Annotated in this window: 13 protein-coding genes; 4 read left to right on the top strand and 9 right to left on the bottom strand. The window is 68.6% G+C overall.

What is annotated here, in order from left to right:
* Positions 1-72: 72 nt before the first annotated feature.
* The 4 genes from AC1DYD_RS22065 to AC1DYD_RS22050 are packed head-to-tail and all read left to right on the top strand — an operon-like array spanning position 73 to position 3,377.
* Positions 73-819 (top strand): ABC transporter ATP-binding protein, encoded by a 747-nt coding sequence (locus AC1DYD_RS22065; RefSeq protein WP_478174890.1) that lies wholly within the window; start codon positions 73-75, stop codon positions 817-819.
* The gene (locus tag AC1DYD_RS22060) at positions 816-1,583 is read left to right on the top strand and encodes an ABC transporter permease (RefSeq protein ID WP_478174889.1); all 768 of its coding nucleotides are present in this window, start codon (positions 816-818) and stop codon (positions 1,581-1,583) included. Before AC1DYD_RS22065 ends, AC1DYD_RS22060 begins: the two co-directional genes overlap by 4 nt.
* Positions 1,584-1,597: 14 nt before the next feature.
* On the top strand, positions 1,598-2,599 hold the full coding sequence (locus AC1DYD_RS22055) for an ABC transporter substrate-binding protein (protein ID WP_478174888.1): 1,002 nt from the start codon (positions 1,598-1,600) through the stop codon (positions 2,597-2,599).
* A gap of 10 nt (positions 2,600-2,609) precedes the next feature.
* On the top strand, positions 2,610-3,377 hold the full coding sequence (locus AC1DYD_RS22050) for an SDR family oxidoreductase (RefSeq protein ID WP_478174887.1): 768 nt from the start codon (positions 2,610-2,612) through the stop codon (positions 3,375-3,377).
* A 14-nt stretch (positions 3,378-3,391) separates the two neighbouring features.
* Here the strand turns inward: AC1DYD_RS22050 and AC1DYD_RS22045 are convergent, their stop codons facing one another.
* The 9 genes from AC1DYD_RS22045 to lpdA all read right to left on the bottom strand — a co-directional run.
* A complete protein-coding gene (locus tag AC1DYD_RS22045) occupies positions 3,392-4,759 on the bottom strand; it encodes a sigma-54-dependent transcriptional regulator (protein WP_478174886.1) in 1,368 nt (455 codons plus the stop codon).
* The gene (locus AC1DYD_RS22040) at positions 4,756-6,591 is read right to left on the bottom strand and encodes a sensor histidine kinase (protein ID WP_478174885.1); all 1,836 of its coding nucleotides are present in this window, start codon (positions 6,589-6,591) and stop codon (positions 4,756-4,758) included. The genes AC1DYD_RS22045 and AC1DYD_RS22040 overlap by 4 nt, the downstream gene beginning before the upstream one ends.
* 137 nt (positions 6,592-6,728) lie before the next feature.
* Positions 6,729-7,478: an acetoacetyl-CoA reductase gene (gene phbB / locus AC1DYD_RS22035; RefSeq protein WP_478174884.1), complete on the bottom strand. Its 750-nt coding sequence runs from the start codon at positions 7,476-7,478 to the stop codon at positions 6,729-6,731.
* A gap of 175 nt (positions 7,479-7,653) precedes the next feature.
* On the bottom strand, positions 7,654-8,838 hold the full coding sequence (locus AC1DYD_RS22030; protein ID WP_478174883.1) for an acetyl-CoA C-acetyltransferase: 1,185 nt from the start codon (positions 8,836-8,838) through the stop codon (positions 7,654-7,656).
* Between the two features lie 63 nt (positions 8,839-8,901).
* Entirely contained in the window at positions 8,902-10,236 is a 1,335-nt protein-coding gene (locus AC1DYD_RS22025) for an NAD(P)/FAD-dependent oxidoreductase (protein WP_478174882.1), read from the bottom strand.
* Between the two features lie 35 nt (positions 10,237-10,271).
* Positions 10,272-11,615, bottom strand: coding sequence for a dicarboxylate/amino acid:cation symporter (locus tag AC1DYD_RS22020; RefSeq protein ID WP_478174881.1), 1,344 nt, complete (start codon positions 11,613-11,615; stop codon positions 10,272-10,274).
* Positions 11,616-11,634: 19 nt separating this feature from the next.
* Positions 11,635-13,959, bottom strand: a complete 2,325-nt coding sequence (locus AC1DYD_RS22015; RefSeq protein WP_478174880.1) for an NADP-dependent malic enzyme — start codon at positions 13,957-13,959, stop codon at positions 11,635-11,637.
* 18 nt (positions 13,960-13,977) lie between these two features.
* Positions 13,978-14,772 carry an alpha/beta fold hydrolase gene (locus tag AC1DYD_RS22010; protein ID WP_478174879.1) on the bottom strand — a complete coding sequence of 265 codons (795 nt, stop codon included), beginning with the start codon at positions 14,770-14,772 and terminating at the stop codon, positions 13,978-13,980.
* A gap of 10 nt (positions 14,773-14,782) precedes the next feature.
* The coding region (lpdA, locus tag AC1DYD_RS22005; protein WP_478174878.1) for a dihydrolipoyl dehydrogenase at positions 14,783-16,267 on the bottom strand (1,485 nt) is incomplete at its 5' end.

Below are 16,267 nucleotides of genomic sequence, written 5' to 3'. Positions count from 1 at the left end.
CCCGGCACGGGCCCGTGCAGGTTTCATGGGTCGCGGGTCACGCAATAGCGTGGTGGAAAACCAGGATCAGTTGTGAGCTTCCTCGACATCGACAAGGTGGGCTTCACCTATCCCGGCTGGCCGCCGGTGGTGCGCAGCATCGACTGGACCATCGCGCAGGGCGAATTCCATTGCCTGGTCGGACGCAGCGGCTGCGGCAAGACGACCTTGCTCAAGCTCGCGGCGGGTCTGCTGCATCCCCAGACGGGCAGCATCCGCCTGCAGGGAAAGGAAGTGGTCGCGCCGGGCCCGCAACTGGGCTTCGTGTTCCAGTCGCCGACGCTGCTCGAGTGGCATCGCGTGATCGACAATGTCCTGCTGCCGGTGTCGCTGCAGCACAAGCCCAGCGCGGACGAGACCGACAAGGCGCGGCAACTGCTGGCGCTGCTGGGCCTGGCCGATCACGCGCAGCACTACCCCCGGCAGTTGTCGGGCGGCCAGCAGAGCCGCGTGGCCCTGGCGCGCGCCCTGATCCTGGAGCCGGCGCTGCTGCTGCTGGATGAACCCTTTGCCGCGCTCGATGCGATCACCCGTGGCGAGCTTCAGGACGACCTGCTGCAGATGTGCCGGCTGCGCCGCACCACCGTCCTGTTCGTCACGCACGACATTGCCGAGGCGGTGTACCTGGGCGACCGGGTCGCGGTGATGGACCGCGGCCGGATCGTCCGCGACATCCGTGTCGAGGTGAGCAGGCCGCGCGCGCCGGCGATGCGCTACGGCGAAGCCTTCAACCGGCATTGCGCGCAGGTGCGCGATGCGATGGACATGGCAACGGCATGAAGACAGCCTCCGCACGTACCCGGTTCGGCGCCTGGGCGCTGCTGCTCGCCCTGCTCGCCGGATGGGAACTGGCGTCGCGCGCCTCCGGCGTGTCGGCACTGGTCCTGCCGGCGCCTTCGGCGGTGATGAAGTCGCTCTGGATGGGCCTGTCCACCGGCTACCTGTGGCCCCACATCCGCGCGACCGGCCTCGAGCTGGTACTCGGCCTGTCCACCGGCTGCCTGATCGGTTTCGCGAGCGGCGTGGCCCTCGCCGAGTCGACCCTGCTGCGGCGCCTGCTGAAGCCCTACATCGTGGTCAGCCAGGTCGTCCCCAAGCTGGCGCTGGCGCCGCTCTTCATCGTCTGGTTCGGCTTCGGCATGACGTCGACGGTGGTGATCACGGCGCTGATCTGCTTCTTCCCCTTGATGGAGAACACCGTGACCAGCCTCCAGCAGATCGACCCGCAGCGGCTGGAACTGTTCCGGATGCTGGGCGCCACGCGGCGCCAGACACTGCTGCGCCTGAAACTGCCCGCCGGGCTGCCCGGCATCCTCGCAGGTCTGCGGGTGGCGGTGGTGCTGGCGCTGGTCGGCGCCGTGGTCGGCGAGTTCATCGGCGCCAGCCAGGGGCTCGGCGCGCTGATCATCGCCTCGCAAGGGATGATGGACACGCCGTTGATGTTCGCGGTGCTGGTGGTCATCGCCGCGCTCGGGCTGCTGCTCTACGAGATCACGCTGGCCGTCGAGAGACGACTGCTGCTGCCCTACACCCGAATCTCATGAAGGAACCACTGACCATGCAAAGACCCATCGCACGCCGTGCCGCGCTGCTCGCGAGCGCCGCGATCCTGGCCTTGACGGCCGCCCGCGGCGCCAACGCCGCCGACCCGCTCGAGAAGATCACGGTGGCCGGCTGGAGCAAGCCGATCACCGAGATCACGCACCTGCTGGTCGAGCCCGACAAGGGCATCTTCAAGGCCAACGGGATCGATCTGGCCTACGTGCCGGGCGCCGGCGGGGGCGACGCGATCCGCAACATCCTGACTGGCCAGGCGGACGTCGCCTTCACCGATCCGGGGGCCTTCTTCTCGGCCCTCGACAAGGGCGAGAAGCTGCGCGCGATCTACGACATCTACCCGCAGAACGTCTTCAACGTCGTCTCGCTGAAGTCCGCCAACATCACCAAGCCAGCCGACCTGAAAGGCAAGAAGATCGGCGTCTACAGCCTGTCCAGCGGCACCCGCCAGAACCTGCTGGTGCTGCTGCACCAGGCCGGGCTGACCGAATCCGACGTCACCATCGTCGTCACCGGGCTGTTGAACTTCGCGCCGCTGCTGCAAGGCCAGGTCGATGCCACCGCCGCCACCGACACCGGCTTGCTGGTGGGCAGGCGCAAGGGACTGGGCGAAGTCAACGTGATGGAGGTGCGCAGCTATTTGAACGTATCGAGCGACCTGTTCGTGGTCCGGGAACAGGTCTACCAGCAGCGCAAGCCCTTGCTGAAGCGCTTTCTGAAGGCATACCGCGAAAGCGCGGCCTGGATGATCGCCAACCCCGAGGAGGCGGCAGGCCTGGCCGTGAAATACGCCATCGACGGCACCGACCGCGCCGCCAACCTCGAAGTGATCCGGCTGCGCAATGCCTCCAGCGTGTCGGCCGCCACCGCGAAGAACGGCCTCGGCGCCTTCGACCTCGAGTCGCTGCAGAAGGCCGCCGATGCCTACCGGAAGCTGGGCCTGATCGAGCACGACATCCAGGTCCCCGACGTGGTCGCCACGGACCTGCTGCCGGCACGATGAGGGCGACGCCATGAAGTTCGATGGCAAGGTGGTGCTGGTGACCGGGGCCAGCCGCGGCATCGGCGCGGCCATCGCGCAGGCCTTCGCAGGCGAGGGCGCGACGGTGGTGGTCAACCACCTGAGCAACGACGCCGCAGCCGCCGCCGTGGTCGCGCATTGCAAGGCGGCCGGTGGCGATGCCTGGGCGGCGAAGGCCGATGTCCATTCGGCCGCGGCCGTGCAGGCCATGGTGGAGCAGGTCCTGGATGAAGCGGGGCGCATCGACGTGGTCGTCAACAATGCCTTGCGCCCCTATTCATTCGACCCGCAGCGCCGGGCCCTGTTCGACGAGACGGCGTGGCGGGACTACCAGGCGCAGTTCGACGGCGCCGTCGGCGGCGCCTACAACGTCTGCCGGGCCGTGCTGCCGCACTTCAGGCAGCGCGCCCAGGGCAGCATCGTCAATATCGTCAGCGACCTGGTCGAGCGCCCGGTAATTCCGTACCACGACTACACGACCGCCAAGTCGGCGCTGGTCGGCTTCAGCCGCAACCTGGCCGCCGAACTGGGGCCGCTCGGCATCCGCGTCAACTGCGTCGCCCCCGGGCTGGTCTACCCGACGCAGGCCAGCCGCGCGACCCGGGAAGAATTCCGCGAGTCGCTGATCGCCGCCACCCCGCTGCGACGGATCGCCCGGCCCGAGGATGTGGCCGGTCCGGTGCTTTTTCTCGCTTCCGACTGGAGCCGCTTCATGACGGGACAGGTGCTGTTCGTCGATGGCGGCCTGGTGATGAGATAGGCACGGTCGGGGAGTCACTGGGACTTGAATTCTTCCGCCGTGATACCGAGCTTGCGCAACTTGTCGTGCAGCGTCTGCCGCGCGATCGCCAGCGCGCTGGCGGTGGCCGGCTGGTCGCCCTGGTGCTTGCGCAGCGCCTCGACGATCACCGCCCGCTCGAAGGACTCGACCTGCTGCGGCAGTCCGCGCGGCAAGGCCGGCATGCCTTCGGTGGTGCCGCGCACCTGCGTCAGGCGCTCGCCCAGCAGGCCAAGCACGAAGCGGTCGGCCACGTTGCGCAGCTCGCGCACGTTGCCGGGCCAGGCGTAGGCCATCAGGTCGGCCAGCTGCGCGCCGCTCAGGATCGGCGCGACGCGCTCATAGCGCGCGGCCGCCAGCAGCGTGAAATGCTCGAACAGCAGAGGGATGTCCTCGCGCCGTTCGCGCAGCGGCGGCAGTTCGATGAAGGCCACGCCGAGCCGATAGTACAAATCGGCCCGGAACTTCTGCCGGTCGCTCATTTCCTTGAGGTCGTCCTTGCTCGCGGCCACCACGCGGCAGTCGAAGGGAATGGCCTTGTTGGAGCCGATGCGTTCGATGCTGCGCTCCTGCAGCGCGCGCAGCAGCTTGATCTGCACCGCCATCGGCATGCTCTCGATCTCGTCGAGGAAAAGCGTGCCGCCGTTGGCGTATTCGAACTTGCCCACGCGCACCCGGTTGGCGCTGGTGAAGGCGCCGGCCTCGTGGCCGAACAGCTCGCTCTCGGCCAGCGCCTCGGGCAGGCCGCCGCAGTTGAGCGGCACGAAATGCTGTCGGCGGCGTTCGCTGTGGTCGTGCAAACAGCGGGCGACGAGTTCCTTGCCGGTGCCGGTCTCGCCGTAGATCAGCACGTCGGCCGAGGTTCCGGCCAGCGTCATCACGGTGCGTCGCACCAGTTGCATCTGCGCCGAGCGGCCGATCAGCACCGACTGGATGCCGTGCCAGTTCTCCAGCGCGTCGCGCAGCGCGCGCACTTGCAGCGAGAGCTGCCGCCGCTCGATGGCGTGACGCACGATGGCCACCAGCCGTTCGGAGCTGAAAGGCTTCTCGATGAAGTCGTAGGCGCCCTCGCGCATGGCCTGGACCGCCATGGCGATGTGGCCGTGTCCGGTGACCAGGATGACGGGCAGCTCGGCGTCGGCATTGTGGAGTTCGAGCAGCCATTCGGTGCCGCTCAGGCCCGGCAGGCGCACGTCGCAGACCACGATGGCCGGCACGCCGTAACTGATCTGCCCGCGTGCGCGTTCGGCGCTCGCGAAGGATTCGACCTCGAAACCGGCCAGGGTCAGCACCTGGGTCGTGCTGATCCGGACGTCTTCGTCGTCCTCGACCAGCAGCACCCGGATGGCAGGGGCTTCGCTCACTTGTAGATCACTCCTGTGGGATGGGGGGTAAAGATGGTTTGGATGGCGGCCGGCAGGTCGACGACGAAGCAGGCGCCGCCTTCCGGCAGGTTGATGGCACGCAGAGTGCCGTCCATGGCTCGCACCAATTGTGCCGAGATCACGAGGCCCAGGCCCAACCCGGTGCCCGCCGGCTTGCTGGTGACGAAGGGCTCGAACAGGCGCGGCAGGATGTCGGGCGGAATGCCCGGCCCGGTGTCGCTCACGCGCAGGATCACGCGGCCCTCCTGCGGCCTCGCCTCGAGCCGCAGCGTGCGCCGCGGCGATGCCTGCATGGCGTCGATGGCGTTGCGCATCAGGTTGGCGAGCACGCTGCCCAGCGCAGCCTCCTCGGCCATGACACTCAGGGTCGCGGGCTTCACGTCGATCTCGACGGCGACGCCGTTGTTCTTCGAGGCCTCGGCGACGATGAGCTGCGCGTCGGCCACGGCCTTCGACACCGGAACCGGCGCGAGCGGCAGCTCGCTCTTGTGCGCGAAGGTCTTGAGCTGCGAGGTCAGGCGCGCCAGGCGGTCGACCATGCCGCGGATGCGCTGCAGGTTGCCGCGCACATCGTCGAAGCGGCTCTTTTCGAGCAGGATGCCGGCGCTCTCCGAGAGCGTGCGCATCGCCGTGAGCGGCTGGTTGAGTTCGTGCACCACGCCGGCCGACATCTGGCCCAGCGCCGCCATCTTGCCGGCATGCACCAGCTCGCCCTGGGCGGCGCGCAGTTGCGCGGTGCGCGCGACCACAGTCGATTCGAGGGTGTCGTACGCCGCCTGCAGCGCGGCCTGGCTGGCCAGCTTCTGCCGCACGGCCCGGCGGCGCTGCCACAGCGTGACGACGATCAGCAGCAGCACCGCCATCGCCAGGCTCGCGGTGATGGCCGCGTTGCGCGCGCCCACGCGCACCGGCGCCAGGTCGTCGAGCACCACCAACTGCCACGGCGCGCCGCGCAGCGAACGCGTCGAGGCGAGCTGGTCCACGCCGTCGAGCGCGATGATCTGCACGTCGCGCGCCAACGCCTCCTTCTGCGTCCATTGCAACGGCTGCAGGCCGGCCTCCCCGTAGGGGCGCGAACGCTGCACCTCGGCCCGCTGCAATGCGTCGAGCGGCGACAGCGGCCGGAACTTCAGGTCATCGCGGGTGGCGAGGATCACCACGCCACGCTGGTCGATCAGCGCCACGTCGCCCGGCAGCTTGCGCCAGCCGCGCTCGGCCCCCTCGAGGTTGACCTTGACGGCCACTACGCCGCGCGTGGGCTGGCCGCGGCGCAGGGCGTAGGAGAGGTAGTAGCCGGGCTTGCGGCTGGTGATGCCGACGCCGTAGAAACGGCCCCGCCCCTGCCCCAGCGCATCGATCACGTAGGGGCGGAACGACAGGTCCTGGCCGACGGTGGTGCCGGGCCGGTCCCAGTCGGAGGCCGCCAGCGAGGTGCCGGTGGCATCGAGCACATAGAGCATCTCCGCGCCCGCAGCGGCGTTGACGCCGTCGAGGTAGCGGTTGACCGCGTCGCGCAGCGCCGCATCGGAAGGCGTGCCGAGCAGCGCCGGGACGATGGGCGTCATCTCCAGCAGCGCGGGCAGATACTCGAAACGGGCCAGGTCGGCGTCGAGCCCGGTCGCCAGCATATCGAGCCGGTGGTCGCCCGCCTCGCGCAGCCGCGCCAGGCCGTTCTGCATGGCGAGATGATGGCCGGCGAAGGCGGCCAGGGCCACCAGCGCCAGCGCGCCGCACCAGCGCGGCAAGCCGCGCCAGCGTCTTTGCGTGTCGGAAGGCAAATCGAAGCGCCGGGCCGGCTCCCGTGAAGTCATGAACCCGTTATTGCACAAGAGCGCACGGGCCGCATCAGTGGCTGCCCGGTGGCGCGTGTCACGGGTCGTTTCAGACAGGCCCCGTGTCTGCTCAGGCATGGCGCAGTTGGCCGGTCTTGCCGCGGAAGACCGGCCGCTCATTGCATGTGCTGGCCGCCGTTGATGGCGATGTTGGCGCCGGTCACGAACGCCGCCTCTTCCGAGGCGAGGTAGATGATCAGGCCCGCCACTTCCTCGGGCTTGCCGAGACGGCCCACGGGGATGTGCGGCAGGATCTTGCTGTCGAGCACTTCCTTCGGAATGGCCGTGACCATCTTGGTGCCGATGTAGCCCGGCGAGATGGTGTTCACGGTGACGCCCTTCTTCGCCACCTCGAGCGCCAGCGCCTTGGTGAAGCCATGCACACCGGCCTTGGCGGCCGAATAGTTGGTCTGGCCGAACGCGCCCTTCGAACCATTCACCGACGACACGTTGATGATCCGGCCCCAGCCGCGGTCCACCATGCCGTCGGCGACCTGCTTGCTCATGTTGAACAGGCTGTCGAGGTTGGTGCGCAGTACCGCGTCCCAGTTGACGCGGTCCATCTTCTTGAAGGTCATGTCGCGCGTGATGCCGGCGTTGTTGACCAGCACGTCGACCGGGCCCAGCCGCTCCTGCACTTCGGACACGGCGCGGGCGCACGAATCGTAGTCCGCCACGTCGCAAGGCACTGCCAGAATATCGTAGCCGCGCTGCGCCATCTGCGCCACCCACTCGGCGTGCGACTTGTTGCCCGGCGAATAGGTCACCGCGAGCCGGTAGCCCGCATCGACCATCTTGGTGGAGATCGTCTCGCCCAGGCCGCCCATGCCGCCGGTGACCAGAACCACGTGTTGTTTGTTGCTCATTGGCTTGCTCCTCGTCGTGAAATGAAAAAAGATTCCGTTCGATCCCCTGTGCTGCACGAAACTGTCGCGGTCCAATCGGGGGATAGCGCGGAACCGGCTTTGCCGGGCCGCTGGTGTCGCCCCCGGAAGCGGGTTGGCGAAGCGACACGAAGTGCGCGAAGACTGGGGGGTGAACCTATGCCCGCTCGACGGCCATCGCCACGCCCATGCCGCCGCCGATGCACAGCGAGGCCAGGCCCTTGTGGGCGCCGCGGCGGCGCATCTCGTGCAGCAGCGTCACCAGCACGCGGCAGCCCGAGGCGCCGATCGGATGGCCGATGGCGATGGCGCCGCCGTTGACGTTGATGCGGCTGGTGTCCCAGTCCATCTCGCGATTGACCGCGCAGGCCTGCGCCGCGAAGGCTTCGTTGATCTCCATCAGGTCGAGGTCCTGCGCCTTCCAGCCGGCCTTCTTCAGCGCCAGCCGTGAAGCGGGAACCGGGCCCATGCCCATCAGCGACGGGTCCAGCCCCGCGCTCGCGTAGGCGCGGATCACCGCCAGCGGCTGCAGTCCGAGCGCGGCGGCGCGCGAGGCCGACATCACCAGCACCGCGGCCGCGCCGTCGTTCAGGCCCGAGGCATTGCCGGCCGTCACCGAGCCGGTCTTGTCGAAGGCCGGACGCAGGCCGGCGAGCGCATCGGCGTTGGTCTTGCGGTTCACGAACTCGTCGGCCGCGAAGACGATCGGGTCGCCCTTCTTCTGCGCGATGCCGAAGGGCAGGATCTCGTCGTCGAAGCGCCCCGCGTCCTGCGCGGCCGCCGCTTTCTGCTGCGAGGCCAGCGCCAGCGCGTCCTGCATCTCGCGCGTGATGCCGTACTTCTTCGCCACGTTCTCGGCCGTGGTGCCCATGTGGTACTGGTTGTAGACGTCCCACAGGCCGTCCACGATCATGGTGTCGACCAGCTTCCAGTCGCCCATGCGCTGGCCGTTGCGCGAATTGGGCAGCACGTGCGCTGCGGCGCTCATGTTCTCCTGGCCGCCGGCCACCACGATCTCGGCGTCGCCGCACTTCACGGCCTGCGCCGCCAGCATCACGGCCTTCAGGCCCGAGCCGCAGACCTTGTTGATGGTGAGGCCCGGCACGCCGACCGGCAGCCCCGCCTTGATGACCGTCTGGCGCGCCGGATTCTGGCCCGCGCCGGCCGCCAGCACCTGGCCCATGATCACCTCGGACACCGCATCGCCCGGCACGCCGGCCTTGGCGAGCAGACCCTTCACCACATGCGCGCCCAGCTCGGGCGCGGCCGTGCCGGCGAGCGCGCCGCCGAACTTGCCGACCGCCGTGCGTTGCGCGGCCACGATCACGATATCGTCTGACATGAGAGTCTCCTTGGGTTGATGCGAATGGAATGGCAGCAAGGGTCGGGGCACGGCCTTGCCTGCTCAATGCAGCTTGACGTGGGGTTCGGTGCGCCGCGTGATGAGGCGGGCCAGCGTGTCGAGTGAGACCTTGACGACGCCATGCAGCGCCAGCTCGTGCATCTTGTAGAGCGACACGTACATGAGGCGCGCGAAGCTGCCCTCGATCATCAGGCTGCCGCCGATGAGGCCACCCATCATGTTGCCCACGGTGCTGAATTCACCGAGCGACACCAGCGAGCCGAAATCGCGGTAGCGGTAGGGCTTGAGCGCCTTGCTCGCCATGCGCCGGCGGATCTGCGCGGCGACGTGCGAGGCCTGCTGGTGCGCCGCCTGCGCGCGCGGCGGCACCAGGCCGCCCTTGCCGCCGTTGGCCCCGGGCCAGTCGCAGGCCGCGCAGTCGCCGATGGCGAAGATGTCGGCATCGCGCGTGGTCTGCAGCGTCGGCAGCACCGCGAGCTGGTTGCTGCGGTTGGTTTCGAGCCCCGCGATGTCCTTCATGAAATCGGCCGCCTTCACGCCCGCGGCCCACACCACCAGCTCGGCCGGCAGCGTGCGTCCGTCGGCCAGGCGCACGCCCTCGGGCAGCACCTCGGCCACCTTGGCCGCGGTGTGCACGTCCACGCCCAGCTTGCGCAGCAGCGCCTCGGTGGCGGCCGACAAGCGCGGCGGCAGCGCGGGCAGCACGCGGTCGGCGGCCTCGATCACACTGACCTGGATGTCCTTCTCGGCGTCCACGCGGTCCAGCCCGTAGGCCACGACCTCGCGCGTGGTGCGGTGCAGCTCGGCCGCCAGCTCCACGCCGGTGGCGCCTGCGCCGATGATCGCCACATGCAGCTGCTCGGGCCGCAGCGGCGTGGTCTGCGCATGCGCGCGGATGCAGGCGTTGACCATGCGCTGGTGAAAGCGCTGCGCGTCGGCCTTCGACTCGAGCCGCAGCGCGTGCTCGCGCACGCCGGGCGTGCCGAAATCGTTGCTGAGGCTGCCGATGGCGACCACCAGCGTGTCGTAGCCGAAGGCGCGCGCGGGCGTGACCAGCCGGCCCTCGTCGTCCATGTAGGGCGCGACGTGCACCTCGCGCCGCTGGCGGTCGATGCCGGTCAGCTCGCCGAGCCGGAAGCGGAAGCGGTGCCAGTGCGCCTGCGCGAGGTAGTCGACCTCGTGCGCACTCATGTCCATGCTGCCCGAGGCGATCTCGTGCAGCTTGGGCTTCCACACGTGGGTGCGGTGCTTGTCGACCAGCGTGATCTCCGCCTGGCCGCGCTTGCCGAGCGAATCGCCCAGGCGCGTCGCCAGTTCCAACCCGCCGGCACCGCCGCCGACGATGACGACGCGGTGTCTGGAATCAGGAGTGCTCATGGAGTGCGGCTATGAGAGGACTGTGCGCGGTGCGCTCAGTGCGTCGAGCCCGCGGGCATGCGCGCCACGACCGTGTCGAGCACCTGCTCGGGCTCGTCCGCCTCGGCAGCGCTTTCCTGGTTCAGTTGCCGCGTCAGGCGGCCGGTGTCGAGGTCGCCGGTCCACTTGGCGACCACCAGCGTGGCCACGCCGTTGCCGATCAGATTGGTGAGCGCGCGCGCTTCCGACATGAAGCGGTCGATGCCCAGGATCAGCGCCAGGCCCGCCACCGGCACATGGCCCACCGCCGACAGCGTTGCGGCCAGCACGATGAAGCCGCTGCCCGTGACGCCCGCGGCGCCTTTCGACGTGAGCAGCAGCACCAGCAGCAGCGTGATCTGCTGGGTCAGCGACATCGGCGTGTTGGTGGCCTGCGCGATGAACACCGCCGCCATCGTCAGGTAGATCGAGGTGCCGTCGAGGTTGAACGAGTAGCCCGTGGGAATGACCAGGCCGACCACCGATTTTTTGGCGCCCAGGTTCTCCATCTTGGCCATCATGCGCGGCAGCGCGGCCTCGCTCGACGAGGTGCCCAGCACGATCAGCAGCTCTTCCTTGATGTACTTGATGAACTTCCAGATGCTGAAGCCGTGGAAACGTGCGATGCCCCCGAGGACCACGAAGATGAAGAACAGGCAGGTGGCATAGAAGGTCGCCATCAGCTGGCCCAGCGACACCAGCGAACCCACGCCGTACTTGCCGATGGTGAAGGCCATGGCGCCGAAGGCGCCGATCGGGGCCACCTTCATGATGTAGCCGACGATGCCGAAGAGCACGTGCGAGCCCTTCTCGATCACATCGAACACCAGCGTACCGCGCCCGCCGAACTTGTGCAGCGCAAAGCCGAACATCACCGCGATCAGCAGCACCTGCAGGATCTCGCCCTTGGCGAAGGCATCGACCACGGTGTTGGGAATGATGTTGAGCAGGAACTCGGTGGTCGAGGTCATCTTGCCCGGCCCGGTGTAGGCGGCGATGGCCTTGGTGTCGAGCGTGCTCGCATCGATGTTCATGCCGCGGCCGGGCTGCACGACGTTGATGATCACCAGGCCCACCAGGAGCGCGATGCTGCTGACGACCTCGAAGTACAGCAGCGCCAGGCCGCCGGTCTTGCCGACCTTCTTCATGTCCTCCATGCCGGCGATGCCGACCACCACCGTGCAGAAGATGATCGGCGCGATGATCATCTTGATGAGCTTGATGAAGCCGTCGCCCAGCGGCTTCATCGCCGCGCCGGTGTCGGGATAGAAATGGCCCAGCAGCACCCCGATCACGATGGCCGTGATGACCTGGAAGTAGAGCGACTTGTACAAAGGCTTGGATACGGGTTGGTGGTCCACGGATGTCTCCTTGAAAATTTCAGACACAGGCGGAATGGGCCTGCTGCGCAAGGCTTTCGAATGGTGCCGCGCCGCGTTGCGAGTTGGCGTCGACCACCGCCAGCGCCGTCATGTTGACGATGCGGCGCACGGTGGACGACGGCGTGAGGATGTGCACCGAGCGTGCCGCGCCCAGCAGGATTCCGCCCACCGTGATGCCGCTGCCGGCCGCCATGCGCAGCAGGTTGTAGGAGATGTTGGCCGCGTCGACGTTGGGCATGATGAGCACATTGGCTTCGGTGTCCAGCGCCGAGTCCGGGAACTCGTGGTCGAGGATCGACTTGGACAGCGCCGCGTCGCCGCGCATCTCGCCCTCCACCGCGAGCTGCGGATCGCTCGCCTTGATGAGCGCGAGCGCCTCGCGCATCTTCAGGGCCGAGGCCGCGTTCGAGCCGCCGAAATTCGAGTGCGACAGCAGCGCCACACTCGGCGTCACGCCGAAGCGGCGCACCTCTTCGGCCGCCAGCAATGTGATCTCGGCGATCTGCGCCGCATCGGGGTCGCGGTTGACGTGCGTGTCGCAGATGAAGAGCTGGCGTCCCGGCAGCATCAGCATCTGCATGGCGGCCATGGTCTTCGTGCCCGGGCGCAGGCCGATCACGTCGCGCACATGACGCAGGTGGTCGCCGTAGCCACCCAATGTGCCGCACAGCATGGCGTCGGCCCGGCCCTGGCGCACCAGCATCGCCGCGAGCAGCGTGCCGCGGCTGCGCATCTCGGTCTGCGCCACCAGGCGCGAGACGCCGTCGCGGCGCTTGAGCTGGTAGTAGGCCTCGGCGGCGTCGCCGTGCACGGCGGGGTCGAGCAGGTCGACAGCCTCGCAGTCGGTGCCCGGCGCAAGGCGCAGGCCGTACTGTGCGATGCGCTCGGCGATCACCTCGGGGCGGCCCAGCAGCAGCGGCCGCGCCAGGCCTTCGTCCACCACCACCTGCGCGGCGCGCAGCACGCGCTCGTCCTCGCCCTCGGCGTAGACCACGCGCTTGGGCGACTGCTTGGCGGCTGCGAACAGCGGCTGCATGCTGCTGCCCGACTGATAGACGAACTGCGACAGGCGCTGGCGGTAGGCCTTCATGTCGGCGATCGGCCGTGTGGCCACGCCGCTGTCGGCCGCGGCCTGCGCCACCGCGGGCGCGACCGCCTCGATCAGGCGCGGGTCGAATGGCTTGGGGATCAGGTAGTCGCGGCCGAAACGCAGGCCGAGCGCGCCATAGGCCTGCGCCACCACTTCGGGGATCTCGGCATGCGCGAGCTCGGCGATGGCGCGCACGGCGGCGAGCTTCATCACTTCGTTGATCGTGGTCGCGCCGACGTCGAGCGCGCCGCGGAAGATGAACGGGAAACACAGCACGTTGTTGACCTGGTTCGGATAGTCCGACCGGCCGGTGCCGAGGATGGCGTCGGGGCGCACGGCCAGCGCGTCTTCCGGCAGGATCTCCGGCGTCGGGTTGGCCATGGCGAGGATGATCGGATCGCGCCCCATCTCCTTCACCATCTCCGGCTTGAGCACGCCGCCGGCCGACAGGCCGAGGAAGATGTCGGCGCCGCCGATCACGTCGGCCAGCGTGCGCGCCGAGCTGTCCTGCGCATAGCGGGCCTTGTTCGGATCCATCTGCTCCTTGCGGCCGGTGTAGACCACGCCCGCACTGTCCGACACGTAGATGTTGTGCATCGGCAAGCCGAGGCTCACGATCAGGTCGAGGCAGGCCAGTGCCGCCGCGCCGGCGCCCGAGGCCACCAGCTTCACCTCTCGGATGTCCTTGTTCACATGGCGCAGCGCATTGAGGATGGCGGCGGCCGCGACAATGGCGGTGCCGTGCTGGTCGTCGTGGAAGACCGGGATCTTCATGCGCTCGCGCAGCTTCTTCTCGATGTAGAAGCACTCGGGCGCCTTGATGTCTTCGAGGTTGATGCCGCCGAAGGTGGGCTCCATGCGCGCGATGGTGTCGATCAGCGCATCGGGGTCGGTCTCGTCGAGCTCGATGTCGAACACGTCGATGCCGGCGAATTTCTTGAACAGGCAGCCCTTGCCTTCCATCACCGGCTTGCCGGCCAGCGGGCCGATGTTGCCCAGGCCCAGCACCGCCGTTCCGTTGGTGATGACCGCCACCAGGTTGGCGCGCGAGGTGAGATTCATGGCCTCGGCCGGGTCGCGCACGATCTCCATGCAGGCGTCGGCCACGCCGGGCGAGTAGGCGAGCGCGAGGTCGCGTTGGGTGGCCATCGGCTTGGTCGGGTTCACCGAGATCTTGCCGGGCGTGGGATAGCGGTGGTAGTCGAGGGCGGCTTCGCGCAGGTTGTCGGACATGGTTTCTCCGTGGGGATGTCAATGAGGGGCGGCCGCGCAGGCGTCGGCCAGCCAGCCGCGCAGTCCGCGCAGCAGCGCCGCGGGCTGGTCGGCATGCACCCAGTGGCCGGCATCGGCGATGCGCTCGGTCGCCGCACGCGGGAACAGCGCACGGATGCCGGCGAGCGACGAAGGCGGCACGTAGTCGGACTCGGCGCCGTGGATGAACAGCGCCGGTCCGCCGTAGCGCGCGTCGCGCAGCGCTTCGGGAAAGCCGCAGAGCTCGCGCATGCACAGGCCGGTGGCGAGCAGGTTGAGCCGCCAGTCGAAGCGGTCGTGCTGCCGGCGCAGGCTCTGCATCAGGACGTCGACCGGGGCTTCGGCGCTGAGGCTGTCGGCCAGCGCCTGGTGGATCTCGCGACGGCCGGCTGCGCCGGCCACGTCGAGGCTGCGCATGGCCGACACGTACGACGAGAACTGGTGGGTGTAGCTCTCGGGCGCGATGTCGATCACGGCGATGCCGCCGATGGCTTGCGGGTGCGAGAGCGCGAGGGCCATCGCCGTCTTGCCGCCCATGCTGTGGCCGATCACGAAGGGCCGCTGCAGCTGCTCGCGCTCGATCAGCGCGCGCACGTCGCCCGCCATCTCGGCGTACGACATCGACCCGGCCCACGGCGAGGCGCCGTGGTTGCGGGCGTCGGGCAGGTAGACGCGATGGCCGGAGGCCAGCGCCTGCGCGACCTGCGTCCAGTTGCGTCCCGCGCCGAACAGGCCGTGCAGGATCACCACCGGAGGCCCCGATCCCAGGGCCTCGAAAGCCAGTGTGAGCGGCATGGCGGGCGGCCTACTTCTTCTTCACCGGGGGCAGGTCGGTGCAATGCCCTTCGAACAGCTCGGCCGCCATGCCGATGGATTCACCGAGTGTCGGATGCGGGTGGATGGTCTTGCCGATGTCGCCGGGCTCGCAGCCCATCTCGATGGCCAGGCACAGCTCGCTGATCAGGTCGCCCGCATGCGTGCCGACGATGCCGCCGCCGACGATGCGGTGCGTGGCCTCGTCGAACAGCAGCTTGGTGAAGCCCTCGTCGCGCCCGTTGGCGATGGCGCGGCCCGATGCGGCCCACGGAAACACGGCCTTGCCGACCTTCAGGCCCTCGGCCTTGCACTCCTCCTCGGTCTTGCCGGCCCATGCCACTTCGGGGTCGGTGTAGGCGACCGAGGGAATCTGCCTGGCATCGAAGAACGAAGCCTCGCCATGGGCCGCCTCGGCCGCCACATGCGCCTCGTGCACGGCCTTGTGCGCGAGCATGGGCTGGCCGACGATGTCGCCGATGGCGAAGATGTGCGGCACGTTGGTGCGCATCTGCTTGTCGACGTCGATGAAGCCGCGCTCGGTGACGGCCACGCCGGCCTTGTCGGCGCCGATCTTCTTGCCGTTGGGACTGCGGCCCACGGCCACGAGCACGAGGTCGTAGACCTGCGGCTGCTTCGGTGCCTTCGCGCCTTCGAAGCTGACCTCGATGCCGGCCTTCGTCGCCTTGGCGCCCACGGTCTTGGTCTCGAGCATCACGTTGTCGAAGCGCGTCGCGTTGACCTTCTCCCACACCTTGACGAGGTCGCGGTCGGCGCCCTGCATCAGGCCGTCGAGCATCTCGACCACATCGATGCGCGTGCCCAGCGTCGAATACACCGTGGCCATCTCGAGGCCGATGATGCCGCCGCCGACCACCAGCATGCGCTTCGGAATTGCCTTGAGCAGCAGCGCACCGGTGGAGTCGACGACGCGTTCGTCCTCGGGCATGAAGGGCAGCTTCACGGCCTGCGAGCCCGCGGCGATGATGGCCTTGGCGAACTTCACCACCTTCTTCGCGCCGCCCTCGGCCGCCACCTCGACGTGGTAGGCGTCGAGGAAGCTGCCGACGCCGGTGACGACCTCGACCTTGCGCGCCTTGGCCATGCCGGCCAGGCCGCCGGTGAGCTTCCTGACGACGCCATCCTTGAAGTCGCGCAGCGCGTCGATGTCGACTTCGGGCGCGGTGTACTTGATGCCGTGTCTGGCAAGCAGCTTCACCTCGTCCATCACGCCGGCCGTGTGCAGCAGCGCCTTCGACGGGATGCAGCCGACGTTGAGGCACACGCCGCCGAGCGTGGCAAAGCGTTCGACCAGCACGGTCTTCATGCCGAGATCGGCGCTGCGGAAAGCGGCCGAATAGCCGCCGGGGCCGGCGCCGAGCACCAGCACCTCGCACTCGATGTCGGCCTGGCCGGCGTAGTTTCCCGCCGTGGGCGCGGGTGCGGCGGCCACGGGTGCCGCGGCAGCTGCCGGTGC

Source organism: Variovorax sp. P4_B11 (assembly GCF_056402355.1).
This window is presented reverse-complemented; position numbering and strand designations above follow the sequence as displayed.

Coding starts and splice junctions, on each gene's coding strand:
- AC1DYD_RS22060 (WP_478174889.1), top strand. CDS start 816: ATGAAGACAGCCTCCGCACGTACCCGGTTCGGCGCCTGGGCGCTGCTG.
- AC1DYD_RS22055 (WP_478174888.1), top strand. CDS start 1,598: ATGCAAAGACCCATCGCACGCCGTGCCGCGCTGCTCGCGAGCGCCGCG.
- AC1DYD_RS22050 (WP_478174887.1), top strand. CDS start 2,610: ATGAAGTTCGATGGCAAGGTGGTGCTGGTGACCGGGGCCAGCCGCGGC.
- AC1DYD_RS22040 (WP_478174885.1), bottom strand. CDS start 6,591: ATGACTTCACGGGAGCCGGCCCGGCGCTTCGATTTGCCTTCCGACACG.
- phbB (WP_478174884.1), bottom strand. CDS start 7,478: ATGAGCAACAAACAACACGTGGTTCTGGTCACCGGCGGCATGGGCGGC.
- AC1DYD_RS22030 (WP_478174883.1), bottom strand. CDS start 8,838: ATGTCAGACGATATCGTGATCGTGGCCGCGCAACGCACGGCGGTCGGC.
- AC1DYD_RS22025 (WP_478174882.1), bottom strand. CDS start 10,236: ATGAGCACTCCTGATTCCAGACACCGCGTCGTCATCGTCGGCGGCGGT.
- AC1DYD_RS22015 (WP_478174880.1), bottom strand. CDS start 13,959: ATGTCCGACAACCTGCGCGAAGCCGCCCTCGACTACCACCGCTATCCC.
- AC1DYD_RS22010 (WP_478174879.1), bottom strand. CDS start 14,772: ATGCCGCTCACACTGGCTTTCGAGGCCCTGGGATCGGGGCCTCCGGTG.